This is a genomic window from Actinoplanes sp. NPDC051405 (genome assembly GCF_055586185.1).
This window is the reverse complement of record NZ_JBVJIR010000014.1, coordinates 200821-224213: the sequence shown is the minus strand read 5'-3', so window position 1 is coordinate 224213 and position 23393 is coordinate 200821. Positions and strand designations below refer to the sequence as shown.

Sequence of the window (23393 nt, the reverse complement as noted above, 5' to 3'; positions counted from 1 at the left end):
GTTCCGGTCAGGCCGGGAGGTTCGTCTCCGCCAGGCCGTGCCCGGCGAAGGTGATCAGGTCGGGCATGGTGAAGTCGCCGGGGGTCGCCGACGGCAGGAACGGCTTCCAGTCGGGCTGGTTGCGCAGGTAGGAGGAGGCGTCCTTGGCCAGCAGCCCGAGGAACACCTCGGCGACGATGCGGCCGCCGACCTGCCCGAGATGCCGGCCATCGGCCTGCACCTGGGCCTCGCGCAGGATGTAGTACCACAGCGGGGCCGGGCCGCCGCCGGGCAGCGCAAGGTCGCCCTCGGACAGCACGTCGGCCGCCATGTGGTGGGCCACGTCCTGCCCGGACGGCAGCAGCAGGCGGGCGCCGCGGGTCAGGTTGCGGTCGATCAGCGACGGCCGGTTCGCGGCGATCTCCGGCGGGAGCGCCGCCAGCGGGTCGGCGAGTTTGGTGTCGATCAGCCGGGACTGCTGCAGCGCCTCCTTACCGGCCCCGTCGACCTCGAAGAAGCGGGCCCATTCGATGGTCCAGAACCGGGGCAGGATGCGGAAGCCGCCGTAGTGCCCGAGCGGGTTCTCCTCGGCGATCGGCTTGGCGGTGAACGTCGGCAGCGGACCGACCAGGGTGTTGAGCTTGTACCCGCCACGGATCATGGAGTGGCCGAACCGGTACGCCGCCACGGAGAACTCGACCGGCATGTAGGGGTCCTGCTGCCACAGGTAGAACTGCCGGTCGACCCGCGGATACCGGCCGCTCTCGTCGAGCACGCTGCCGAGCATCCTGGCACCGACCGAGCGCCGCAGGAAGTCGTGCACCACCATCCACTGGTAGTGCCACCGCACGATCCGCTGGGCCGCCTCGAACGCGGTCTCGCTGCCCCGCCGCAGAGCCGGGTCGTCGTGCACCCGGTCGACCACCGCGTTGTGGAACTTGAGCATGGTGAGCTGCAACTGGCTGACGAAGATGTTCTCGTCGTTGCGGGGATCGCCGAGCAGGGCGGTCTCCTGCGGGTTGCGGGGCAGGTCGTCCTCGTCGTCGTGGTGACCGATCAACAGCTTCTCGCCGCCGGAGTCCTTGTCGTAGAGGAACGGGTCGTCGACCGGCCCGCGCCCGTAGACACAGTCGAGGTCGAAGCGGGGGCTGCGGAAGTTGGTCAGCGCGTCCGGGTCGTTCTGCCGGTCCAGGCTGGACACCGGGTCGAAGGTGAGGTCGTGGTCGATGAACTGGCCCAGGTAGGTGTAGCCGGCCGGGATGTCGGGGTTGTCGGAGTCGGAGTCCGGCCCGGTCATCAGCCCGGCGATCTGGGCGATCCGCTCGTCGCCCGGCACGAACGGCGGCAACCGGAACATCCGCCCGAATCTGCCCTCGTGCAGCCGGGACACCGGGACGTAGGACAGGCCGCGTAACTCGTAACCGTGGCCGCGCGCGGAACGGCGTCCGTAGCCGAGACCGTGCCCGGAGGTCGCGCCGGCGACGAGCTGCTCGGCGGTACGGGGCGCGTGGACCTGCGGCGTGGATTTGTGGTTGTCGACAGACATGGGTGTCCCCTCGGAAGGCAGCAGGCGTGGGATGACGCGGGCACTCACAGCGGGTGGCCGAGCGGCGGCCGGCCCCGTCGGGCGGCACCGCGACCGTCCGGAGTCCGGCCCGTGACCAGCCTGGACCCGGCACCGGCCCCGGGCAACGAAGTGTCCTTGATTACGCACCGCTGCGCCTCCGAGCACGGTGCCCGCTCGATCAGGGAGCGAGCGCCGGCCGGGAAACACCGCGGCGGTGGGCGCGACAATCACGCCCACCGCCCGCAGATGTCCGTCGGATCAGTGGGTGCGCGGGTCACCGTCGTTGCTGCGGCTGCCGGCCTTGGCCAGGCCCCGGCTCACGAGGTATCCGATGGTGAGCAGGGTGATGTACCACCACGCCTTGTCGGCGGCGAAGTAGTCGCTGCCGTCGTTGGCCGCCCCGTCGCCCACGGTGTACGAGGCGATCAGGACGCCGGCGACGGCGGCGAGATAGACGAACAGCTCGGTGGTCTTGTACGACGGCTTGGTCTCCTCGCCGCGGATCCGGGTGTGCTTGACGTCGAGACCGTCGTGCGCGTGTGTCGTGGTAGCCATGAATATCACTCCAGGGGGTCATATGTCGGGCCGCCAGGTGGCGGCGAGGCCGGGGTACCCGGCGCCGTTCCGCCCAATCAGTGATCTCCCAGGTGTTGTCCAGACTGTTACCAGCCGCCGCACATGACACCGCGGTGACGCACACCCGACACGGCCGGCGGACGGCCGGAGAACTCTTCACGTGCGGGTGTACCGTTGCGACCGGGAACCACCCCGCGGCCGACCTGCCCTCTTGATCATGGTGAAGTGACCGATGCCCCTCTCCGCCACGCTGACCCATGACGCCATGCTGTACGGCAGCGACGACGAGTTCGTCTCGGCGCTCGTCCCGTTCGCCCGCGAAGGGCTGGAGCACGACGAGGCGCTGGTCGCGGCCGTGACACCGGCCAACATCGTCCTCCTGCGGGACGCGCTCGGCACCGACGCCGCCGCGGTGACGTTCATCGATCGCAACGAGTGGTACAGGCGGCCCGCGACCACGGTGGCCGGCTGGCAGCGGCTGCTCAACGACGCCCTCACCCGCGGGCACAAGAGCATGCGCCTGATCGGCGAGGTCGCCTTCGGCCCCCGCCCTGCGCACCCCACCTGGACGCGGTACGAGGCGGCTCTCAACGACGTGTTCGCGCAGGCGCCGGCGTGGATCGTGTGCCCGTACGACACCCGGGCGCTCCCGCCGGCGCTGCTGGACGACGCCCGTCGCACCCACCCGGCGACCTTCCACCCGCGGCGCTGCCCCAGCGAGCACTACCTGGAGCCCGAGCAGTTCCTGCGTAGTGTCGCCGAGCCGGTGCCGCCGACCACCGGGCCGCCGGCGCTGAGCCTGGACGTGGACGAGGGTGTGGCGGCCGCCCGGCACGCCGTGTCGGCTCTGCTCACGGCGGCCGGCTGGGCGGACCTCGACCGCGGCGACGATCTGATCCTGGCGATGTGCGAGATCGTCACCAACAGCATCCGGCACGGCCGGGGCCGGCGGGAGCTGCGGGTGTGGACGCACGGCGGCACCGTCACCTGCGAGGTCAGCGACGAGGGCGCCGGGGTCGCGGATCCACTGATCGGCTACCGCCCGCCCGCGCATGACCTGGCCGGTGGCCGGGGATTGTGGATCGCCCAGCAGCTGTGCGACGCGCTCACCGTCGTCCGGCGCGACGCCACGACCGTCGTCCGCTTCGCGGTCACCCTGCCCGCCTGATCCGGGCCTGCCGGGCCCGGCTTTCGTCGCGGCGATGACGGGGGCCCCGGCACTCAAGCACCGGGGCCCGGGGGCTACGGATCAGAACACCAGCTGCCGGCGGTGCCGGCGGGCCGGGGCGTTCGCGTCTTTGTCGTCTGCGTCTTCGTCGTTCCTCGCTGTTGACCAGAGAAACGTTAGCTGAAGACTCCGAGAAAGTCTAGGTGGCCGCACCTAGATTTCCTCGTGCATCACCCGAGGATGAGTCCTCGGACGCGGGGCTGCTGGCGCGCCGCGGGTCGGCGCCGGCATCGGTGCTGCGGGTGTCGCCGTGGCCGCCGTGCCAGTCGAGGATCAGCATGCAGGCGTCGTCGGGCAGGGTGCCGGAGGGGCCGGCGACCGCGAGGACCAGGTCGCCCAGCACTCGAACCAGCTCCCTGGGGTGCAGGTCGCAGAGGTCGTGCAACCGCCCGGGCAGGTCCAGCGCCGCGGCGCCGCGTTCCAGCATGCCGTCGGTGAGCAGGACCAGGCGGTCTCCGGGTTGCAAGTCGAGCTGAGTGGCCTCGAAGGGCCGCCGGCCCCGCACGCCGAACGGCCGGTTGACCGGCAACGCGACAGCCTGCACGACACCGTCGCGGACCAGGAGCGGAGCCGGGTGTCCGGCGTTCACGACAGCGAGGGATCCGGTCCGCAGGTCCAGCCGGCCGAGAATGCCGGTGACGAAGAGCGACCGGTCGGAGGCGTTCCCGACCAGCGCCTCGTTCGCGGCCTCGGCCTGCTCGAGCAGGGTGCTGCCGCGGCGGCGGGCGTTACGCAGCCCGCCCACACAGAGGGTGGCCGTCAGTGCGCTGTGCACGCCGTGCCCCACGGCGTCGGTGATGCTCAGGTGCAGCAGGTCGCGGGCCAGGCTGTAGTCGAACGTGTCCCCGCCGATGCTCGCGGCCGGCTCCAGCCAGGCCGCCAGGGTGAACGAGTCGGCCTCACAGGTGAACGAGGACGGCAGCAGGCGCCGCTGGATCTCCGCGGCCAGGGTGAACGGTGTCGTGCGCTGGCCCCATTCGAACAGGTCGGTGTGCCGGCGATTGGCGATCACCACGAAGGCCAGGGTGTGCGCGGCCCGCGACACCCGCCGCACGATCTCCTCCGACGGCGCGGTGGACAGGGCGATCTCCAGCAGGCCGATCGCCTCCCCACGCTGGGTGACGGGTGCCCGTACCACGAACTCGTTGCCGGACTGCTCGACGAGCGCCCGCTGAGCGCGCAGTGCCTGCTCCTGCGGGCCACCGTCGAACGGCAGGACCAGTGCGACGTCCTCGTCCTGGCAGCGCTCGCCCGACACGGCACCGACCGGCAGGTGGACCAGGCGCACCAGGGCGCGGCCGCTCATGTCGGCCACGAGGAACGACACCCACACCGCGTCGAGGCGCAGCCCGATCTTGCGGGTCACCGCCCGGACGGCGTCCACCGGAGCCGCCTTCTCGACGGCGAGCAGTACCTCGGTGAGATCCATACCGCTCGTCTCGCTGGTGGTCACGGCACGGAGCATAGACGCGCCGGCCGGCGCCCAGCGGTCAGTGCACCAGACGGCGCAGCGCCCACCAAGCCATCGGCAGATAACCCGCGACTGCGGGCGCGAAGCCGACGACAGTGAGGCCGGTCCGCGTACCCGTGGCGGTGGCCTCGACGGTGTGCAGCAGGGTGAGCTTCACCCCGGCCGCCGACGCCGTCCACGACCAGGTCCGCACCGGTCCCGCGGCGTCCACGCCGATGACCTGGAAGGGCACCGGCAGACCGGCAGGCCCGCGCACGACGCCGGTGGTGCCGGGCGCCAGCAGCGCAACCGGGTAGTCGACCGAACGGATCTGGGGTGACCACTCCGGCCACCGTTGCGGGCGCACATAGCGGTCCCAGACGTCGTCGGTGGCGCGCGGGCCCTCGACGGTGATCTCACGGCGCAAGGCCGGCCAGGCGAATTCCACCCACCCATGGTGCGGCACGGCGTGCGGTCCAGGCCCGGGCAGCGATGAGTTCCCGGGCCGGCGCCGGTCTCATCACCATGGCCGCCCATTTCTCCGTCGGCACGACGGTCACCCGCGCGGACGTGCCCGTCCTGTGCGCCGGCCTCGCCGACCTGCTGCGGGGGCGTACCGGCAGCGTCGTGATCTGCGACGTGGCCGGCGTGGTGCGGCCCGACGTGGTGACGGTCGACGCGCTGGCCCGGCTACGCCTGACCGCCCGGCGGCACGGCTGCGAGCTCGTCCTCGGTGGCGCCGGCGCTGAGCTGTCCCGGCTGCTGCGACTGGTCGGCCTGACCGACGTCCTGCCCCAGGTGGGGCGGGAGGCCGAACAGCGGGAACAGGTGGGCGGTGTCGAGGAAGTTGGTGACGGCCGTGATCCGCCCGGCTGAGATCTCCAGCACGATCAGCGCCCAGGGGTCGTGGCCCGTGCCGCCCGCGCTGCGGCGGTACTGACCGAAAGCGGGCATGCCGTTGGCCGTCACGGGCACCAGCCGGGAGCCGCGGCAACCGCTGCCCGTGCCGGCCATCCAGGCCACGATGTCGCCGGTGCCGCGGAACCACAGCGGCAGCGGCGGCATGGACAGAGTCGCGTCGTCGTGCAGCAGAGCCGTCAGCGCCGTCAGGTCGTACGCCTCGAACGCGCTCACGTACCGCGCGAGCAGCGCCTTCTGCTCGTCGTCGAGCGGGGTGCGCGGGTCGGCGGTGGTGTCCGCGGCCGCGATGGTGGCCCGGGCCCGTTGCAGCGCGCTGGTGACACCGGCCACCGACGTGTCGAGCAGCTCGGCCACCTCCTGCGCCGACCAGGCCAGCACCTCACGCAGGATCAGCACGGCCCGCTGCCGCGGCGGGAGGTGCTGCAACGCGGCGATGAACGCCAGCCGGACCGACTCGCGCTCGGCGACCACGGCGGCCGGGTCGGCGCCCTCGGGCAGCAACCGGCTGTCCGGCACCGGCCCGACCCAGATCTCGTCCGGGCGCGGCTCGCCGGCATCGGTGGCCCGGCCCGACCCGGCCGGGCCGAGATCCATCGGGCGCACCCGGCGCTGGGCGCTGTCCAGCATCGTCAGGCAGACGTTCGTCGCGATCCGGTACAGCCAGGACCGCAGCGCCGCGCGGCCCTCGAACCGGTCGTAGCCGCGCCAGGCCCGGATCAGCGTGTCCTGCACGGCGTCCTCGGCCTCGAACGCGGACCCGAGCATCCGGTAGCAGTAGCCGGTCAGCTCGGGCCGGTAGGCCTCCAGCCGCTGCTCGATCGCCACATCCTCCACCGGCTCAACGTAGCGGCCCGGCGACCGATTAGTTCGCGCCGCCCGCCCGGTCTACCCCCCGTCACCTCAACCCCGGACACCAGGGAGTCATCATGACCGGCACCGGCCAGTACGCCGACGTCAACGGCATCAACCTCTACTACGAGTCGCACGGGACCGGCGCGCCGTTGATCCTGCTGCACGGTGGCCTCGGCTCCGGTGAGATGTTCGGGCCGATCCTGCCCGTGCTCGCCGACCACCACCGGGTCATCACCGTCGACCTGCAGGGCCACGGCCGGACCGCCGACATCGACCGGCCGCTGGACGTACGCCTGATGGCCGGCGACGTCGCCACCCTGATCGACCACCTCGGGCTGGACCGGCCCGACGTGGTCGGCTACTCGCTCGGCGGCGGGGTGGCCTTCCAGGTGGCGTTCCAGTTCCCGGAGAAGGTCGGCCGCCTGGTCGCGGCGTCGGCGAGCATCCGCCGGGACGCGACCTACCCGGAGATCCTGCAGCAGCAGGGGCAGGTGAGCGCCGCGGCGGTGGAGTTCATGAAGGAGACCCCGATGTACGAGCTCTACCAGCGGGTGGCCCCGCGCCCGGAGGACTTCCCGCGGCTGCTCGACAAGATCGGCGTGGCGATGGCCCAGGACTTCGACTTCACCGAGGAGGTCCGCGGCCTGCGGGTGCCGACGCTGGTGGTGGCCGCCGACGCCGACATGGCCCCGCCGAGCCACTACGTCGAGGTCTTCGGCCTGCTCGACGGCGGTCTGCGCGACGGCGGCTGGATGGGCGAGTCCCGCCCCAAGGGCGGGCACGCGCTGGCCGTCCTGCCCGGCCTCACCCACTACAACCTGTTCCTGTCACCGCTGTTCGCCGCGGTCACCCTGGCCTTCCTCGATCAGGAGTGAGCCCGGGGTCAGTCGCCGGGGTCGGTACGGGGCGGCGCCTCCCCGGCCCCGGACTGCAGGAGCTTCTCCATGGCCAACACCTCCCGCAGGTCCGCCCGCTGTTCCCGCTCGTCGGCGGCGAGCTCACGCGCGTCGGCGGCGCGATCCCGGGCCCCGTGGCTCCCGTTGCGTTGCTCCTCGAGGCGGTCCAGCCGGCGCTCACGGTCGTCGAGGTGCGCGGCACGGGCCGCCTCCTGCCCGGAGTCTGCATCCATACCGGTGACTATCCCCCGGACGAGCACCCGTCACCACAGCCGCTCCGTCCGACGTCACCCGTCCGGGGCTACAGCTTCGCCAGGAACGGACGGATGAGCCCGGCCACCTCGTCCACGGCGGACTCCAGCAGGAAGTGGCCGCCGTCGAGCAGGTGGATCTGAGCGTCCGGCAGGTCGGTGGCGAACGCCCGGGCACCGGCCGGGCCGAAGATCTCGTCACCGCGACCCCACACCGCCAGCAGCGGCACCTGGCTGGTCCGCAGGTACTCGTGCAGGCGCGGATACAGCGGCGGATTGGTGGCGTAGTCGGCGAACAGGCTCACCTGGACGGCGTCGTTGCCCGGACGCGACACTAGGGCGAAGTCGTGCAACCAGGTCTCCGGGTCGACGAGGGTGGGGTCGGCGACGCCGGTGAGGTACTGCCAGCGGATCGCCTCGCACGTCAGCGCCTCACGGACGGCGGCCTCGGTCTGCGGTGTCCGTTCCCGGTGGAAGTCCCACACGGTCGTCCAGAAGCTCTCGACGAAGCCGGCCTCGTAGCCGTTGCCGTTCTGGGTGATGATCGCGGTGATCGCGGCCGGGTCGCGCAGGGCCAGCCGCCAGCCGATCGGGGCGCCGTAGTCCTGCACGTAGATCGCGTACCGGGTGATGCCGAGCTGCTGCAGCAGGCCGGTCGTGAGGTCGGTCAACGCGTCGAAGGTGTAGCCGAACTCGTCGGCCGGGGGCGCGTCGGACAGGCCGTACCCGAGGTGGTCCGGGGCGATGAGGTGGTGATCCTCGGCCAGCAGCGGGATGAGGTTGCGGAACATGAACGAGCTGGTCGGGAAGCCGTGCAGCAGCACGAGCACCGGCTTTCCGGGGGTTCCGGCCTCCCGGTAGAAGAGCCGGTGCCCGTCGACGGTCGCGTAGCGGTGGTGGATCGCGGTCATGACTAACCTCCATGAGGACTTTTGATGGTTAGACACAAGCAGGCGATGCTATAACCTGTCAAGAGACGTATGGAGGTTAGGCATGATCGAGCTCGGTACCGGTGCCGACGACGCGGCCCTGTTGGCCCTGCTCAACAGCGCTCCGGTGGTCGACGGCAGCGTTCAGGACGCGCTCGGCGACGACGAGTCCGCCCGCACCTGGCTCCGGGAGTACGCCCCGGACGTGCCGGTGACCGATCGACAGCTCCTGCGTGCGGCTCGCGATGCGCTCCGGGCCGTCGTCCGCGGTGAGCGGCCGCCCGAGTCCCTGACCCCGTTGCTGGACGGCGTACGGCCCCGGCCGGAGATCTCCGGCAGCGGCCTCAGCTGGGCGCTGGACATCGACGGCGGGCGGGCCGTCGTGGTGCGCGCCGTCCTGGCCTGGGATGCGCTGGTCAGGACCAGTCCGGGGCGGCTGCGGCCGTGCACTAACGACGAGTGCGCGCTGTTCCTCATCGACCGGAGCAAGGCCAACAACGCCCGCTGGTGCTCGATGGCCACCTGCGGCAACAAGATGAAGGCCCGCCGGCACTACGAACGCTCGCGGCGTCCGCGGCCGGCGGGCAGCTGAGCTCAGGCGGCGGCCAATGCCTCCGTCGGCGCCAGCCGGGCCGCCCGGATCGCGGGATACAGACCCGCCACCGCCCCGATCACCACCGTCGCGGCCACGCCGCCCAGCAGCACCCACAGCGGAACCACCGTGGGCCACGCCTGCGTCGTCGCGTAGAGTGCCGTCACCGCGAATCCCAGCAGCACTCCCCCGGCCCCGCCGGCCAGCGACAACAGCAGCGACTCGGCCACGAACTGCACCCGGATCTGGCCCCGGGTGGCCCCGAGCGAGCGGCGCAGGCCGATCTCCGCCCGGCGTTCCAGCACCGAGATCACCATCGTGTTGGCCACCCCGATCCCGCCGACCAGCAGCGCCACCGCCCCGAGCCCGAGCAGCAGCTGGGTGAAGGTGCGGTTGGTGGCCTGCCGGGCCTGCAGCGCGTCGGAGGGCCGGGAGACCTTGACCTCGTCCGGGTTCTCCGGGTTCGCCGTCGCCGCGAGCACGTCGCGGACCGCCGTGACCTGGGCGTCGTCGGACCGGGTGTAGACCGTGGTCGGGTGCCCGTCGAAGCCCAGATACGACGCCGCCGCGGGCCAGCCGACCAGGACCGCCGAGTCGAGTTCCGGCGCCAGCGGCACCGGCGCCAGCACCCCGGTGACCGTGAACCACCGCCCGCCCAGGTAGACCGCCGGCACGGACCCCAGCCGCCGCGCCGCCGTGGCGCCCAGCACGACCGCCGGATACCGCGCGGTCGCCGCGTTGAGCCACGACCCGGACGTGACCGTGGCGCCCACCGTGGACGGCAGGTCCAGCTGGGCCGCGGCCACCGAGATGCCGCCCGTCTGCGCTTGCGGGATCCGGTCGGTCCGGTACACCGCCGTGTCCGGGACCGTGCCGGTCGCGGCCACCGCGCGCACCGGCCCGATCCGCTCGATCATCGACACGGACTCGTCCGGCAGCGTCGCGTCGTCGCCGAACATGGTGTTGCCCGGGCCGACCGTGAGCAGGTTGGTGCCCAGCGCCGCCAGGGCCCGGTCCAGGTCGGCCCGGCTGGACGACGAGATGCCCACCACCGCCGTCATCGCCGCGATGCCGATCGCGATGCCCAGGGACGACAGCACCGCACGCAACGGCCGGGCCCGCAGGCCCGACAGGCCGACCCGCATCAGGTCGGCGACCCGCAACCGGGCCGGTGTCAGGACGGTCACGGTCAGCTCACCCGCCCGTCGCGCATCGAGATCTGCCGAGGCAGGTCGGCCGCCAGCTCGCGGTCGTGGGTGATCACCACGACGGTCGTACCGGCGGCGTGCAGCTCCCGCAGCAGCTCCACCACCCCGGCCCCGGCGACCGAGTCCAGGTTGCCGGTCGGCTCGTCGGCCAGCAGCAGGGCCGGATCCCCGGCGACCGCGCGGGCGATCGCGACCCGCTGGCGTTCCCCGCCGGAGAGCTGGTGCGGGCGGTGCCCGAGCCGGGCCCCGAGACCGACCCGGTGCAGCGCGGCCTCGGCGCGCCGCTCCCGCTCCTTGCGGGGTACGCCCGCATACAGCAGGCCGTCGGCCACGTTCGCCACCGCGGTACGGCCGGGAGCCAGGTGGAACTGCTGGAACACGAAGCCGATCCGGCGCGCCCGCAACGCCGACAGTTGCCGGTCGGAGAGCCGGGACACGTCGTGCCCGTCGATCCGGACCGTGCCCGCCGACGGCCGGTCGAGCGTGCCGATGAGGTGCAGCATCGTCGACTTGCCGGAGCCGGACGGGCCGACGACCGCGGCCAGTTCGCCGTACTCGACGCTCAGGTCCACCCCGTCGAGCGCGGTGACGCCGCCGGGGTAGGACTTCGTCGCGCCGGCCAGTTCGATCACCGTCATGACGGCACGCCCACCGTCGTGCCGGCCGCGATCCCGTTGCCGGAGACCTCGACCCGGCCGTCGGCGAACAGGCCGGTCTCCACCGCGGTGATGCTGCTGCGGCCGCCGTCGACGACCTCCAGGCCGTACCCGCCCTCGGCCAGCGCGAGCAGCGCCGCGACCGGGACCGTCAGCACGCCGGGCCGCTTCGCCGCGGTGAACTCGACGCTGACCGAGGCCTGGTCCAGGCCGGCCGGCGCCTGGGCGAAGCCGATGGTCACCGACAGGCTGGTCGACGCCTCCTGCTGGCCCTCCGCCGGCGTGACCACGGTCTCGACGCCCTTGATCGTCCCGGCGACCGCCTTGCCGTCGGGCAGGGTCACCCGCACGGCCGCGCCCTTGCGGGCGAGCCGCTGATCCGAGATGTCGAGCTGCACGGTGGCGACCCGGCCGGTGCCGGTCGTCTCCAGCAGGTCGGTGCCGGGCTGCACGACATCACCCGGCTCCGCCGCGCGGCTGTCGACCCGGACCGCGCCGCTCGCATAGACGATCCGGGCCGGGTCGACCGTCCCGGTCTCGGCCAGCCCGAGGTCGTCCTGCCAGTCCCGAACGGCCGAGGCGGTCGCCGACGAGTACGTCCGGTCCACGGTGAAGCCCCGGTAGCCCAGCGCCCACAGGTTCCGCTCGAACTGCTTGACGTCCCTGCCCGTGTCCCCCGATGACAACGTCCGGTACGCGGGCAGGGAGCCGTACAGCAGCACGACCGGGTCATCGTCGATCCGGTACAGGGCCTGGCCCCGGGTCACCGTCGAGCCCTCGGCGGCGAGTGCGGTGACGGTGCCCGCGAGCCGGGAGGCGTGGGCGGTCGGGTCGCCGTACCCCAGCTCGCCGTCGGTGGTCTCGGTGTCGACCAGCGTCTCCTTCTTCACCACCGCCGTGGCCGTCGGAGCGGACGCCTGCGCCTGCTCCTGCGCGTCCGGCAGGGCGACCACGACCGCGGCCGCGGCACCCGCCGTCAGCGCCACAGCCGCCGCGGCGTAGACCGTCCGCCGGCTCATCCCTCCCTCTTTTCCTGGCTCCTGGGGGCGTCGGGACCGCCCGGGCGGAACTTCGAGCAGGCCTGCTCGGCCTTGTCGAAGGCGGGGTCGCCGGGACCTTTCCCGATCTTGTCCCCGTCGAGCCGGATGCTGCCGTCGGCCTGCGGGTCGGGGAAGTCCGGCACCCCGTTGTCGCGCATGCACTGGGCCATCTGCCGGCCCTGTTCGAGCTGCTGCGGGTCGGCCGGGCCCCGGTCGCCACCGTCGGGCGCCCACTCTTTGCAGGCCGCCATCGCCGCCTCGAACTTCGCCTTGTCCGTACCCTGGGGAACCTTGATCTGCAGCCCGCCGCCCGGCTGGGGGTCGGGGAACCAGCTCATGCCCTGCTCGCGCATGCACTGGGAGAACTTCAGGGGCGCGTCGTCGTCCCGGGCGGCCGCGGCGCTGGTGCTCGCCGTGGGTGCACCGCCCGCCGAGGCGACCTGGTCGCCCTCCGCCGCCTTCCCGCACCCGGCCGCCGCCATGGTCAGCAGCAGGCCGAGCGCCAAGATCCTGGTGGTCCGCATCGTCGTCTCCTCGTCGGCGGCCGGGCGGCCGCCACGGGAAGCAGTGAAGTCCCCGGCGGGTTTCCCGGCCGTCACGCCGAACCGTGACGCCCAGGTGACGTGACCTTGGGTCACCATGGAGGCATGCGCATCCTGGTGGTCGAGGACGAGCCGCTGCTGGCCGACACCGTCGCGGCGGGTCTGCGCCACGACACCCACGCGGTGGACGTGGTCTACGACGGCGCCGCCGCGCTGGAACGGGCCGAGGTCAACGACTACGACGTGGTGATCCTGGACCGGGACCTGCCCGGCGTGCACGGCGACGAGGTGTGCCGGCAGCTCGCCGGGCGCGACACCACCGCCCGGATCATCATGCTGACCGCGGCGGCGGACATCGACGACCGGGTCGAGGGGCTGGCCCTGGGCGCCGACGACTACCTGCCCAAGCCGTTCGCCTTCCGCGAGCTGGCCGCCCGGGTCGCCGCGCTGGGCCGCCGGTCGCGGCCGGCCGCACCCCCGGTGCTGCGCCGGGCCGGGATCAGCCTGGATCCGCACCGGCGCGAGGTCTTCCGCGACGGACGGTACGTGCCGCTGTCCCGCAAGGAGTTCGCCGTGCTGGCCGAGCTGCTGCGCGCCGACGGTACGGCGGTCTCGGCCGAGCAGCTGCTGGAGAAGGCCTGGGACGAGAACGCGGATCCGTTCACCCACGCCGTACGGATGACGATCCTGAAGTTGCGCCGCAAGCTCGGCAACCCGCCGGTGCTGCTCACCGAGCCAGGAGTGGGGTATCGGATCGGATGAAGCTCACCGTGCGGGGCCGGCTGACCCTGGTGTACGGCGGCCTGTTCCTGGCCGCCGGCGTCGTCCTGCTGGGCTTCACCTACGTCCTGGTGAAGCAGCAGCTGCCGGCCAAAGCCCTCATCACCGGCGGCAGCATGGCCGGACAGCCACCGCCGGACGCGGCGAGACCCGATGTCATCTTCCAGCGGGTCATCGAGGACACCCGCGACGACGCGTTGTCCGCGCTGATCACCCAGGGCGGCATCGCGCTGCTGGTGGTCGGGGCCGCCGCGATCGCGCTGGGCTGGCTGATCGCCGGACGGATGCTGCAACCGCTGCACCGGATCACCGACGCCGCCCGGCGCATCGCCGAGTCCCCGGCGGCCGACCGCGGCCTGCACGAGCGCATCGCGCTGGCCGGCCCGGACGACGAGATCAAGCAGCTGGCGGACACCTTCGACCTGATGCTGACCCGGCTGGACCGCTCGTTCGACGGCCAGCGCCGGTTCATCGCCAACGCGTCGCACGAGCTGCGCACCCCGCTGACCCTCAACCGGACCCTGCTCGAGGTGGCCCTGCACGAGGAGCAGGCGTCACCGGAGGTACGCCAGCTCGGCACGACCCTGCTGGCGATCAACGACCGGCACGGCCGGCTCATCGACGGGCTGCTGCTGCTGGCCCGCTCGGAGCGTGAGCTGACCGAGCGCGCATACGTGGACCTGGCGGACATCGCCTCGCACGTCAGCGGGACCGACATCCAGGTCGAGCTCGCGGAGGCGGCCACGGTCGGCGACCCGGTGCTGCTGGAACGGCTGGTGCAGAACCTCGTCGAGAACGGGGTGCGGCACAACGTGCCCGGCGGCTGGGTGCGGGTGGCCACGTACGCCAAGGACGGGCTGGCCACGCTGGAGGTGAGCAACACCGGGCCGGTGGTGCCGCGGTACGAGGTGGAGGGCCTGTTCGAGCCGTTCCGCCGGCTCGGCACCGACCGGCTGGCCGGGCCCGGCGTCGGGCTGGGCCTGTCGATCGTGCGCGCGGTGGCCCGGGCCCACGACGGTGACGTGCACGCCGTGCCACGCGACGAGGGCGGCCTGGTCGTGACGGTCACCCTGCCAGCGGCGTACTAGAGCGGCCGCCGGAAAACCGGTGGCTTCGCGGTTCCGTACGCCGTTACCGTGCTCGCGCCCTGTCTCCTCGGTGAGGACATGCCGTTGTACGTCCTGTGAGACCTCCTGAGCGCTGATTCATCGCGCGTCGCCGCTGTGCGACGGGCGCCTTTTCGCTGCGGACTTCTCACTGGGACCGGTGTATCTCCATGTCCAGAAACTGGGTGGTCGTGCCCACCCGCCTGCCCCTCGTCATCCGCCGCTGCCACGGGTGCGCCTCGCAGCGCTTCCGGGCCAGCGGCAAATTCCGGGTCAACGCCAACCACAAGCTCATCGACGCCTGGCTGCTCGCGCTGTGCACCGGCTGCGGGGAGACCACCAAACTCACCCTCTTCGAACGCGTGACGGTGCGTTCCGTCCGGCCGGAGATCCTGGACCGGCTGCATGACAACGACCTCGGCCTGACCGCCGAGCTGCTCCAGGATCCGCTCGTGTGGCGCCGCAACCGCATCGCCCTCGACTGGGACGGCGCCTGGCGCCTCGACACCGGTGAACCGGACCAGCCGGACGGCGAGGCGATCGAGGTGTCGGTACGTTTCGCGGCGCCGATCCCGGTACGGCCGGTGCGCCTGATCGCCGACGGCTTCGGCTTCTCCCGGGCCGAGGTCGCGAGACTGCTGGCCGAGGGATGCCTCGTCTCAGCGGTCCGCCTGACCGGCAGGCTTTCGGGCGACTTCACGTTCACGCTCAAGCGCTGAGCGATCCGGCAGGCCTGTCCGGCGCGATCCGCCGGACAGGCCGGCTGGCCGCTTGCTGCCACGGCCCGGATCCGTGGTCCCGCCCGGCCTACGGTGCCGTCATGGTGAGTTTCGAGAATCTCCTCGCCGCCCGGCCGGACGAGTGGGGCCGGGCCGCCGACACCTGGGCCGCCCTCGCCCGCGAGTCCGAGGACGCCGCGAACGGCATCTTCGAGCGGGGCTCGGCCAAGGTCGCCGAGAACTGGACCGACCAGGTGGGCGCCGAGGCCGGCGCCGAGCTCGACGCCCTGGCCAACTCGTACCTGACCGCCGCCGGGACGATGCACGGCGTGGTGTCGATCCTCTACGGCCTGGATGACTCGATCGGTCCGATCCGCCGGTCGCTGGAGTCCGCCGTGGACTACGCGCGCCGCAACGGCTTCACCGTCGACGCCGACGGGCGGGTCACCGCCCCGGCGGGCAGCACGGCGCCGCCCGAGGCATTGCGCGAAGCCGACGCGCTGATCCGGGAGGCGCTCGACTCGGCGACCCGGATCGACGTGGAGGCCCGCAACCAGCTCGACGAGCTCGCCGCCGCGGTGTTCAACACCGACCGGGACTGGGCCGTCGACCACGTCCAGGGCAACGCCTCCCGCTCCCAGGTGGAGCTACTGGCCGAGGCCCTGCCGATCGGCCAGGACCCGGCGACCGTGGCCGCCTGGTGGAACGCCCTGCCACCGCAGGACCGGGCCGCGTTCGAGCGGGCCGTCCCGGTCGAGCTCTACGACCTGCCGGGCCTGCCGGAGGACGTCAAAAGTCGGCTGGAGGGCGACGGCGGCTACAACCGGGTCGAGGCGGTGCGCTGGGCGCAGCAGAACGCGTTCAACCGCGACATCGACATCTTCGACAACAACTGCGCCAACTTCGTCTCGTACGCGCTGTCCAACGCCGGGCTGGCGCCGAAGCTGGACGACTTCGGCGGCGCGTACCAGGACGGCTGGAGCCAGGGCGCGCAGACCGGGTGGGACTGGCTCGACGCCCGGGACTACACCCACACCCCGGCCTGGACGGTGTCGGACCGGCAGCGCGACTTCTTCCTGGACAACGGCGGCAGCGAGATCCCGCTGTCCGGCGCCCAGCCCGGCGACGTCATCTACTGGGAGCAGGCAGCGCCCGGCGGCCCCATCGCCGAGGGCGGCGTGCACCACGCCGCGGTCGTCACGTCGGTGACCCCGGACGGCGACGTGCACTACACCCAGCACACCGCCTCCCGCCTCGACGCCAGCCTGGACGGGCGGCTGCCGACCAACGAGGTGGTCGAGGGTGATCAGCGCGTGGTCATCGTCCGGCCGCAGCAGACCTGGTAGGCCGGGATGAGCATCAATATGCGACCGGCTCAGGTCGCGACGGCCGGTGACGACCTGCGGGCGCTGGCCGACGAGGCCAAGCAGAAGCTGCGCTCGCTGTTCCACCTCAGCGACGTCGCGGCCCAGGCCAACCCCGGCTGGCTGGCCGCGGCGTCACTGACCAACTGCCGCACGGTCTGGGAGCAGCGCATGCGGGAGACGGTGGACTCCACGGCCGAGCTGGGCGAGGCGCTGACCGTCTCGGCCGGCGAGGCGGCGAACGCCGACGCGCAGGGAGCCGGCCGGCTCACCACCGTGCTGGACACCTTCGGCACCTGACAGGCCGGCCGCGGTTCGGGGGCGCCGCGGCCGGCCGTACGCCTCAGCGCTTCAGACCGTGCTCGATCGCCTCGATGATGCGGGGCCGCAGCTCGGCCGCCTTGATGATCGCGTCCACCGAGCCGACCTCGACCGCGCGCTGGATGCTGTGCACCCGGTCGAACTCCGCCGCCACCTGGCCGAGCTTCTCCGCGCGCACCGCCGACTGCACCTCGCCCAGCTGCGCGTTCAGCGCCGCCCGCTCGGCGCCGGTGGCCGCCGCGATCCGCGTCTGCAGCTCGGTCACCCGCGGGTCGTTCGCCGTACGGGTGTTCACCTCACCGGAGAACACCACGGCCGCCGCCGGGGCACCGCCGAGCACCGAGGCGAACGAGCCCTCCAGCGCCAGCACGGTCATGGTCGGGTTCAGCGCCTTGGAGAACACCACGAACGCGCCGCCGTGGTAGCGGGAGATCACGCAGAACACGATCGGGCCCTCGAAGTTGACGATCGCCCGGCCGATCTCGGCGCCGTACTCCAGCTGGAGCTTGCGCATCGACTCCGGGGAGCCGTCGAAGCCGGACAGGTTGGCCAGCACCACCACCGGCCGGTTGCCGGACGCCGCGTTGATCGCCCGGGCGGTCTTCTTCGACGAGCGCGGGAACAGCGTGCCCGCCGTGTAGGTGTCCGGGCCGTCGGTGGGCGGGAAACCGCGCCGCGGCACCGACCGCGACTCGATCCCGATCAGGCAGACCGGCCAGCCGCCGAGGTGCACGTCCTGCACCGCGGAGGTCTCCGCGTCGGCCATGCCCGCCCAGCGTTCCAGCACCGGGTGGTCCTGGTCGGCCAGGGCGCGCATCACCGTACGGATGTCGAACGGCTTCTTGCGGTCCGGATTGTGCTCGGTGGAGAAGATCTGCCCGACGGTGGCGAAGTCACTGCCCGGGAAGGTGTGCGGGAACGACGACACGTCACGGTCCACCGGGTCGTCCGTGCGCGCCTGGCGCGGCCCGCTCTCGCCGGGCAGGACGTACGTGTGGTCGTAGTGCGCCATCAGCACGTCGCGGGCCGCCGGCAGGCTCGGCGCCCAGTACTGCGCCTGGCCGTTCGGGCCCATCACCCGGTCGTAGCCGCCGATGCCGAAGTTGTCCTCGGCCGACACGCCGCCGGAGAAGTCCAGCGACTGCTTGCCGGTGAGCACCATCGCCGAGTCCGGCGTCATCACCAGGATGCCCTTGGTGTGCATGAGCATCGTCGCCTCGGCGTTCCAGTACGGCTGGGCGCCCACGTTGATGCCCGCGACGACGATGTTGATCTCGCCGCCCTGCTGGGTGAACGTGACGATCCGCTTGAGCGCGGCCGCGACCCAGTCCATGTTCTCGGTGCCCGAGGTCATCGAGATGCGCGCGCCCGCCGACAGCGCGAACCACTCCAGCGGCACCCGCATCCGCTCGGCCAGGTCCAGCGCGGCGATCACCCGCGAGCACTCCGGCTCGGACAGCGCGCCCAGGGCCTTGGTCGGGTCGCCGAGCAGCACGACCCGGGTGACGCCCTCGGCGTACCGCTCGGTCGGGGTGGTGACGACGCCCGCCACGATCGCCGCGGAGTTGCGGCCCCTGGGCCGGTCCACCGGCACGAGCACGCCGTTCTCGTCGAGGTCGTGCTCGACGAAACTGCCCTGGGGCCCGGCGAGCAGCCCGGTCAGCTCGTACGGGTAGATGTTGCCGCGCCGGGCCGCGCGCAGCACCTTCTGCCGGTAGTCGTCCAGCGGCTGCACCGGCTCGGTCGACGGCTTGTCCACGTGCAGCTGCGCGCCGTTGCCCGGATCCAGGATGATGCGGACGGCCACCTCGGTCAGCTCGCCCGCGGCGTTGCGCTGGCGGGCCACGAACTGGACCTCCTCCAGCCCGGCCCCGGCCGAGGTCGGCAGGATGCGCTGGACCAGGGCGTTCAGCTCGTCGCTGGTGAGCTCGGTGGCCGGCCAGACGTACATCATGATCCGGTTGGTGTCGAACCGCTTGTTCGGTGGGCGCTGGGCCTGGATGTTGCGGATCGCGTCCAGGCCGGCCGTGATCGCGTCCTCCACTGCGGGCAGCGCGACCAGCCGGCCGTCGGCCTCGCGCAGCGGCGTCAGGTCACGGACCTGACCCATCGCGAACAGCCGCTCGTCGGCCGGGTTGCTCTTGGCCACCGCCTTGAACAGGTAGATCTCCTCGTCCGCCGACGGCAGCCGGGTGAGATCGAACTCGCGCAGCCGCTGCAGCTGCAGGCGCCGCGCGATCTGCGGGTGCAGGCCCCGGATCAGCCTGTCCTCGGCGAAGCCCGTGCCGTCGGGCCGGAACGTGAAGTGGTGGTGCATGACCGCGCCGCTGGTGCCGGCGACGGTCGTGGTGATCCGGCGGACACCGGCGGGCAGGCTGCACACGGCGAGCAGCTCACCGAGCCGGACCGCCATCGCGTCGGCGTCGGGCTGGTCCTCCCAGGTGACGTAGAGGTCGGCGACCAGGCCGCGCTCGGTGACCTCGGCGGCCAGCGTGCCGACCGCGTCGAGGGCGTCCGGCAGGGCGGCGATGTCCACGGCGGTGGTGACCACGCGGGTCACCCGCTCCGAGCCGGTGTGCACGGCGGTGACGAACCGGCAGCCCGCGAGGTCGCGTGCGCTCACCTCGGACAGCCCGCGGTTGCCGTAGTAGCGGCGGGTCAGCACCTCCAGCAGGGCGGCGTGGTCGCGGCCGGGCCGGCCCATCCGCTGCCCGATCAGCCGCACCAGCGGTTCGGCGCTGGCCACCATGGCCTGGATGCGCTCCGCGCGGTCGGCGGCGTCCGGATTGTTGTCCAGGTAGCGGAGTTCCTCGCGGACCGCGGCGTAGACCTTGGCGCGGTTGCGGCGCAGCAGCGGCTGGACGAACCAGCGGAACACCACCCCGCGGGCCAGGTCGGCCACCGCGGGGAAGCGCACCTGGGTGGCCTCCACCAGGTGTTCCAGGGTGAGCCCGGCCCGCTCGCTCAGCGACTCGGCCGGCGGCGGCCCGGCCAGCCACTGCCGCAGCAGCTCCGAGACCACGGCGACGTCGGTGGACATGCGCTGCTGGGCCAGGAAGATCCGGAAGACCGCGGCCTCGAGCTCCGGCGTCCGGTCCAGGTCGTTGACGCCGTAGTGGGCCAGCATCTGCCGGAGCTTGACCTGGAACGCCTCGGTGACCCCGGCCCGCTCGACGTCGAGGCTCTGCAGGTAGCTGTGGAAGTACTCGCGGGGGCTGTGCACCGGGCTGCCCGGCTCGACCTCCACGTCACCGGCCGGCTTGTTGCGGCTCAGCTCCGACAGATCGGCGAAGACGGTCAGCACGGTCAGCTCACCGGCCAGCGGCTGGCCGCCGAGCTCGGCCCGGGCGGCCAGATAGCCGGTCAGCAGGCGCTTGCGGTCGCGCGGGTCGGCGTCGAAGCCCAGCAGCAGGCTGCGCAGGTCCTGCAGGCCACGCTCGACGCGGTCGGCGGCGGACACGTCAGCGGGCTCGCCGGGCAGGTCCACCTCGACGGTCTCGCCGGCCCCCGCGGCCTGCACCTCGGCGCCCTCCTCGGCGAGCGGCTCCAGGCGCATCAGCGGCGTACCGGTCTCGACCTGGCTGCCCACCGACACCGGGCACTCGCGCACCCGGGCCCGGAACGGCGCCCGCAGCACCGTCTCCATCTTCATGCTCTCCAGCACCAGGATCGGCGCGCCGGCCTCGACCTCGTCCCCGACGGCCAGCGGCGTGGCCACCACCAGTGCGGGCGCGGGCGAACGCACGACGCCGCCCTCGTCGCGGCTGACCCGGTGGGTGACCCCGTCGACCTCGACCAGGTGGATCGGGCCGTGGGTGGCCGACACCAGCCGGAACCGGTGGCCGTTGACCACGACCCGGCCGCTGTGCGCGTCGAAGCGTTCCACCTCGACGTCGGCCGGGTGCATGTCGCCGCCGCCGGAGATGCCGACCCGGAAACGCTGCCGGCCGACCCGGGCGACGCTCACCCGGTAGGAGGCGCCGCGCAGCTTGAGGTCGAGCGGGCGGGCGATCTCGTGCTGCACCTGGGGCCGGCCGCCGTGCGCGGTGGCCAGCAGGCGCTGCCGGCTGACCTCCTCCTCGTCCTGGTAGGCCTCGATCGCGGCCACGGCCAGGGCGATCGCCGAGTGCCGGTGGCTGACCAGGCGGCCCTGCGCGCGGACCCGGTCGATCCAGCCGGTGTCGGCGCTGGCGTCGATGACCTCGGGCTGGTCGAGCAGGTCGAGCACGAAGCTCTTGTTGGTGGTGCCGCCCTCGATGATCACGGTGGTCTCGGCCATCGCGCGGCGCAGCCGGCCCAGCGCCTCGTCCCGGTCCCGGCCGTACGCGATGATCTTGGCAATCATCGAGTCGAAGTCGGCCGGGATGGTGTCGCCCTCGCTGACCCCGGTGTCCACCCGGATGCCGGGCCCGGCCGGCAGCACCAGCCGGGTGATGCGCCCGGGTGACGGGGCGAAGTCGCGGTCCGGGTCCTCGGCGTTCAGCCGGGCCTCGACGGCATGGCCGGACTCGGCCGGCTGCGGGCCGGTCAGCCGCCCGCCCCCGGCCACGTGCAGCTGGAGCCGGACCAGGTCGGTGCCGGTGGTGATCTCGGTGATCGGGTGCTCGACCTGGAGCCGGGTGTTGACCTCCAGGAAGGCGAACAGCTTCTCGCCCGGGTGGTACAGGAACTCGACGGTGCAGGCGCCGCGGTAACCGACGGCCACGGCGAGCCGCTCGGCCGACGCCTTGAGCTCGGCGGTCTGCTCCGGCGAGAGCACCGGGGAGGCCGACTCCTCGATGACCTTCTGGTTGCGCCGCTGCACCGAGCAGTCACGCACCCCCAGCGCCCACGCGGTGCCCTGCCCGTCGGCGATGACCTGCACCTCGACGTGGCGGGCGCCGGTGACCAGGCGCTCCAGGAAGACGACACCGGAGCCGAACGCGCGCAGCGCCTCCTGGCTGGTGCGCTCGTACGCGTCGGCCAGGTCCGCACCCGAGGCGACCATCCGGATGCCGCGCCCGCCGCCGCCCGCGGTGGCCTTGAGCATCAGCGGGTAACCGATCCGGTCACCCGCGGCCAGGGCGTCGGAGAGCGTGGCGACCTCGCCGCGGCTCCACGGAGCGACCGGGACGCCGACCTCCTCGGCGATGAGCTTGGCGCCGATCTTGTCGCCGAGCTTGCGCATCGCGTCCGCGCTGGGCCCGACGAAGGTGACCCCGACCTTCTCGCAGAGCTCGGCGAACGCCGGGTCCTCGGCCACGAAGCCCCAGCCGACCCACGCCGCGTCGGCCCGGGTCTCCACCAGCGCCCGCTCCAGCACGGCCAGGTCGAGGTAGGGGCGCGCGGCGGCCGGGCCCAGCAGGTACGCGTGGTCGGCCTCGCGGACGAAGGTCGCGGTGCGATCGGAATCGGTGTAGAGGGCGATCGTCTCGATCCGCGTCCCGGTTTCCGCCGAAAGATCCCGGACAGCGTGGATGAGCCGCATCGCGGCTTCTCCACGGTTGACGATGGCGACACGACTGAACACCGGCTGAGCCTCCCAAGCGCAACGCACAGAAGGCGACGTCCGGGTCCCGGAGCGCCGCCTCCACCTGATCTCCACCCTCCTTGATTACCGGCGGGTACAACAATGCCGGGATCACGCATGCCGGAGCCGCTGTTTTGTGGGAACCCCACAAAAGCGGTTGGAACACGGCCCCGGCGCGGGGTTATCCGCGCCCGGTGCCGGCCGCAGAACTTCGCCGTCGACCGGCAGGTGGGCGACCAGATCCGGCAGGCGTTCCCGCAGATCGTCGAGAACGCCCGCGCGTCGCGGGCCTTCCTGGTGCGCGCGGTCAGCCACGTGACCACGCAGGCGGGGATCCGGCAGTTCCTCGACGTCGGCTCCGGGCTGCCGGCCGCCGACAACGTCCACCAGGTGGCGCAGCGGCTCGCGCCGGAGTCCCGGGTCGTCTACGTCGACGTCGACCCGCTGGTGCAGGAGCACGCCCGGGCGCTGCTGACGAGCACCCCGCAGGGCGCCACCCGATACCTCCACGCCGACGCCCGGCACTCCGCCCAGGTGCTGGCCGAGGCCGCCCGCACAGTGGACCTGGACCGGCCCGTGGCGCTGATCATGTCGGGCATCCTGGGCCACATCGTCGTCGACGACGAGGCGGTCACCATGGTCGGCGCCTACCTCGCCGCCCTGGCCCCGGGCAGCTACTTCATCGCCCTCGACGGATCCCGCAGCGAGCGGCACGGCACGGCCGAGAAGATCTGGAACGAGCAGGCCAACCCGCCGTACGTGCTGCGCGGCCCGGACCAGTTCGCCCGGTTCTTCGCCGGGCTGGAGCTGATCGAGCCGGGAGTGACCTCCGCGCCGTTGTGGCGGCCGGATTCCGGCGACGCCCAGCCGCTCGACGTGGTGTGCGGGGTCGGCCGCAAGCCCTGAG

At 72.6% G+C, this 23393-nt stretch carries 21 protein-coding genes and 1 pseudogene; 10 read left to right on the top strand and 12 right to left on the bottom strand.

Annotated elements, in window-relative coordinates; all coding sequences use genetic code 11:
• Window positions 1-7: 7 nt before the first annotated feature.
• A complete protein-coding gene (locus ACZ6S4_RS28760) occupies window positions 8-1525 on the bottom strand; it encodes a peroxidase family protein (protein WP_465477888.1) in 1518 nt (505 codons plus the stop codon).
• A 279-nt stretch (window positions 1526-1804) separates the two neighbouring features.
• A complete protein-coding gene (locus tag ACZ6S4_RS28755; RefSeq protein WP_465477887.1) occupies window positions 1805-2101 on the bottom strand; it encodes a hypothetical protein in 297 nt (98 codons plus the stop codon).
• A 253-nt stretch (window positions 2102-2354) separates the two neighbouring features.
• Here ACZ6S4_RS28755 and ACZ6S4_RS28750 point away from each other — a divergent pair, with 253 nt between their 5' ends.
• Window positions 2355-3290, top strand: a complete 936-nt coding sequence (locus tag ACZ6S4_RS28750) for an anti-sigma factor RsbA family regulatory protein (protein ID WP_465477886.1) — start codon at window positions 2355-2357, stop codon at window positions 3288-3290.
• Between the two features lie 199 nt (window positions 3291-3489).
• Here the strand turns inward: ACZ6S4_RS28750 and ACZ6S4_RS28745 are convergent, their stop codons facing one another.
• Both ACZ6S4_RS28745 and ACZ6S4_RS28740 read right to left on the bottom strand, forming a co-directional pair.
• Window positions 3490-4803: a PP2C family protein-serine/threonine phosphatase gene (locus tag ACZ6S4_RS28745; RefSeq protein ID WP_465477885.1), complete on the bottom strand. Its 1314-nt coding sequence runs from the start codon at window positions 4801-4803 to the stop codon at window positions 3490-3492.
• A gap of 37 nt (window positions 4804-4840) precedes the next feature.
• The gene (locus ACZ6S4_RS28740; protein WP_465477884.1) at window positions 4841-5248 is read right to left on the bottom strand and encodes an SRPBCC family protein; all 408 of its coding nucleotides are present in this window, start codon (window positions 5246-5248) and stop codon (window positions 4841-4843) included.
• A 44-nt stretch (window positions 5249-5292) separates the two neighbouring features.
• Between ACZ6S4_RS28740 and ACZ6S4_RS28735 the strand changes: the two are divergent.
• A pseudogene (locus ACZ6S4_RS28735) lies at window positions 5293-5532 on the top strand (STAS domain-containing protein); the annotation flags it as partial.
• On the opposite strand, the gene ACZ6S4_RS28730 reads toward ACZ6S4_RS28735, so the two are convergent.
• Window positions 5491-6555: a sigma-70 family RNA polymerase sigma factor gene (locus ACZ6S4_RS28730; RefSeq protein ID WP_465477883.1), complete on the bottom strand. Its 1065-nt coding sequence runs from the start codon at window positions 6553-6555 to the stop codon at window positions 5491-5493. The pseudogene ACZ6S4_RS28735 and the gene ACZ6S4_RS28730 overlap by 42 nt on opposite strands.
• Window positions 6556-6647: 92 nt before the next feature.
• On the opposite strand from ACZ6S4_RS28730, the gene ACZ6S4_RS28725 reads away from it, so the two are divergent.
• On the top strand, window positions 6648-7448 hold the full coding sequence (locus tag ACZ6S4_RS28725) for an alpha/beta fold hydrolase (protein WP_465477882.1): 801 nt from the start codon (window positions 6648-6650) through the stop codon (window positions 7446-7448).
• Window positions 7449-7456: 8 nt separating this feature from the next.
• Here ACZ6S4_RS28725 and ACZ6S4_RS28720 read toward each other — a convergent pair whose 3' ends face one another.
• Window positions 7457-7702, bottom strand: coding sequence for a hypothetical protein (locus ACZ6S4_RS28720; RefSeq protein ID WP_465477881.1), 246 nt, complete (start codon window positions 7700-7702; stop codon window positions 7457-7459).
• 68 nt (window positions 7703-7770) lie between these two features.
• A complete protein-coding gene (locus ACZ6S4_RS28715; protein WP_465477880.1) occupies window positions 7771-8631 on the bottom strand; it encodes an alpha/beta fold hydrolase in 861 nt (286 codons plus the stop codon).
• Window positions 8632-8713: 82 nt separating this feature from the next.
• On the opposite strand from ACZ6S4_RS28715, the gene ACZ6S4_RS28710 reads away from it, so the two are divergent.
• Window positions 8714-9241 carry a CGNR zinc finger domain-containing protein gene (locus ACZ6S4_RS28710; RefSeq protein ID WP_465477879.1) on the top strand — a complete coding sequence of 176 codons (528 nt, stop codon included), beginning with the start codon at window positions 8714-8716 and terminating at the stop codon, window positions 9239-9241.
• Window positions 9242-9243: 2 nt separating this feature from the next.
• On the opposite strand, the gene ACZ6S4_RS28705 is transcribed toward ACZ6S4_RS28710, so the two are convergent.
• From ACZ6S4_RS28705 to ACZ6S4_RS28690, 4 genes are read right to left on the bottom strand one after another with little or no spacing between them, the layout of a single operon-like run.
• Window positions 9244-10386 carry an ABC transporter permease gene (locus ACZ6S4_RS28705; protein WP_465477964.1) on the bottom strand — a complete coding sequence of 381 codons (1143 nt, stop codon included), beginning with the start codon at window positions 10384-10386 and terminating at the stop codon, window positions 9244-9246.
• Window positions 10387-10430: 44 nt separating this feature from the next.
• Window positions 10431-11087 carry an ABC transporter ATP-binding protein gene (locus tag ACZ6S4_RS28700; RefSeq protein ID WP_465477878.1) on the bottom strand — a complete coding sequence of 219 codons (657 nt, stop codon included), beginning with the start codon at window positions 11085-11087 and terminating at the stop codon, window positions 10431-10433.
• On the bottom strand, window positions 11084-12124 hold the full coding sequence (locus ACZ6S4_RS28695; protein ID WP_465477877.1) for an efflux RND transporter periplasmic adaptor subunit: 1041 nt from the start codon (window positions 12122-12124) through the stop codon (window positions 11084-11086). The genes ACZ6S4_RS28700 and ACZ6S4_RS28695 overlap by 4 nt, the downstream gene beginning before the upstream one ends.
• The gene (locus ACZ6S4_RS28690) at window positions 12121-12786 is read right to left on the bottom strand and encodes a hypothetical protein (RefSeq protein ID WP_465477876.1); all 666 of its coding nucleotides are present in this window, start codon (window positions 12784-12786) and stop codon (window positions 12121-12123) included. The genes ACZ6S4_RS28695 and ACZ6S4_RS28690 overlap by 4 nt, the downstream gene beginning before the upstream one ends.
• 6 nt (window positions 12787-12792) lie before the next feature.
• Here ACZ6S4_RS28690 and ACZ6S4_RS28685 point away from each other — a divergent pair, with 6 nt between their 5' ends.
• From ACZ6S4_RS28685 to ACZ6S4_RS28665, 5 genes are all read left to right on the top strand, one after another.
• On the top strand, window positions 12793-13449 hold the full coding sequence (locus ACZ6S4_RS28685) for a response regulator transcription factor (RefSeq protein WP_465477875.1): 657 nt from the start codon (window positions 12793-12795) through the stop codon (window positions 13447-13449).
• Window positions 13446-14555: a sensor histidine kinase gene (locus ACZ6S4_RS28680; protein WP_465477874.1), complete on the top strand. Its 1110-nt coding sequence runs from the start codon at window positions 13446-13448 to the stop codon at window positions 14553-14555. The genes ACZ6S4_RS28685 and ACZ6S4_RS28680 overlap by 4 nt, the downstream gene beginning before the upstream one ends.
• Before the next feature lie 188 nt (window positions 14556-14743).
• Window positions 14744-15292: a DUF1062 domain-containing protein gene (locus ACZ6S4_RS28675; protein WP_465477873.1), complete on the top strand. Its 549-nt coding sequence runs from the start codon at window positions 14744-14746 to the stop codon at window positions 15290-15292.
• 101 nt (window positions 15293-15393) lie between these two features.
• Window positions 15394-16638, top strand: a complete 1245-nt coding sequence (locus tag ACZ6S4_RS28670; protein WP_465477872.1) for an amidase domain-containing protein — start codon at window positions 15394-15396, stop codon at window positions 16636-16638.
• 18 nt (window positions 16639-16656) lie between these two features.
• Entirely contained in the window at window positions 16657-16956 is a 300-nt protein-coding gene (locus tag ACZ6S4_RS28665) for a hypothetical protein (protein WP_465477871.1), read from the top strand.
• Between the two features lie 43 nt (window positions 16957-16999).
• On the opposite strand, the gene ACZ6S4_RS28660 is transcribed toward ACZ6S4_RS28665, so the two are convergent.
• Window positions 17000-22486, bottom strand: a complete 5487-nt coding sequence (locus ACZ6S4_RS28660) for an ATP-binding protein (protein WP_465477870.1) — start codon at window positions 22484-22486, stop codon at window positions 17000-17002.
• 102 nt (window positions 22487-22588) lie between these two features.
• On the opposite strand from ACZ6S4_RS28660, the gene ACZ6S4_RS28655 reads away from it, so the two are divergent.
• Window positions 22589-23392: an SAM-dependent methyltransferase gene (locus ACZ6S4_RS28655; protein WP_465477869.1), complete on the top strand. Its 804-nt coding sequence runs from the start codon at window positions 22589-22591 to the stop codon at window positions 23390-23392.
• The last annotated feature ends 1 nt before the right edge of the window (window position 23393 follow it).

Bases quoted from the DNA above. Each gene is read 5' to 3' on its own strand.
- ACZ6S4_RS28760 (WP_465477888.1), bottom strand. From the start codon at position 1,525: ATGTCTGTCGACAACCACAAATCCACGCCGCAGGTCCACGCGCCCCGT.
- ACZ6S4_RS28755 (WP_465477887.1), bottom strand. From the start codon at position 2,101: ATGGCTACCACGACACACGCGCACGACGGTCTCGACGTCAAGCACACC.
- ACZ6S4_RS28750 (WP_465477886.1), top strand. From the start codon at position 2,355: ATGCCCCTCTCCGCCACGCTGACCCATGACGCCATGCTGTACGGCAGC.
- ACZ6S4_RS28725 (WP_465477882.1), top strand. From the start codon at position 6,648: ATGACCGGCACCGGCCAGTACGCCGACGTCAACGGCATCAACCTCTAC.
- ACZ6S4_RS28720 (WP_465477881.1), bottom strand. From the start codon at position 7,702: ATGGATGCAGACTCCGGGCAGGAGGCGGCCCGTGCCGCGCACCTCGAC.
- ACZ6S4_RS28715 (WP_465477880.1), bottom strand. From the start codon at position 8,631: ATGACCGCGATCCACCACCGCTACGCGACCGTCGACGGGCACCGGCTC.
- ACZ6S4_RS28710 (WP_465477879.1), top strand. From the start codon at position 8,714: ATGATCGAGCTCGGTACCGGTGCCGACGACGCGGCCCTGTTGGCCCTG.
- ACZ6S4_RS28705 (WP_465477964.1), bottom strand. From the start codon at position 10,386: ATGCGGGTCGGCCTGTCGGGCCTGCGGGCCCGGCCGTTGCGTGCGGTG.
- ACZ6S4_RS28700 (WP_465477878.1), bottom strand. From the start codon at position 11,087: ATGACGGTGATCGAACTGGCCGGCGCGACGAAGTCCTACCCCGGCGGC.
- ACZ6S4_RS28695 (WP_465477877.1), bottom strand. From the start codon at position 12,124: ATGAGCCGGCGGACGGTCTACGCCGCGGCGGCTGTGGCGCTGACGGCG.
- ACZ6S4_RS28690 (WP_465477876.1), bottom strand. From the start codon at position 12,786: ATGGTGACCCAAGGTCACGTCACCTGGGCGTCACGGTTCGGCGTGACG.
- ACZ6S4_RS28685 (WP_465477875.1), top strand. From the start codon at position 12,793: ATGCGCATCCTGGTGGTCGAGGACGAGCCGCTGCTGGCCGACACCGTC.
- ACZ6S4_RS28680 (WP_465477874.1), top strand. From the start codon at position 13,446: ATGAAGCTCACCGTGCGGGGCCGGCTGACCCTGGTGTACGGCGGCCTG.
- ACZ6S4_RS28675 (WP_465477873.1), top strand. From the start codon at position 14,744: ATGTCCAGAAACTGGGTGGTCGTGCCCACCCGCCTGCCCCTCGTCATC.
- ACZ6S4_RS28670 (WP_465477872.1), top strand. From the start codon at position 15,394: ATGGTGAGTTTCGAGAATCTCCTCGCCGCCCGGCCGGACGAGTGGGGC.
- ACZ6S4_RS28665 (WP_465477871.1), top strand. From the start codon at position 16,657: ATGCGACCGGCTCAGGTCGCGACGGCCGGTGACGACCTGCGGGCGCTG.
- ACZ6S4_RS28655 (WP_465477869.1), top strand. From the start codon at position 22,589: ATGCCGGGATCACGCATGCCGGAGCCGCTGTTTTGTGGGAACCCCACA.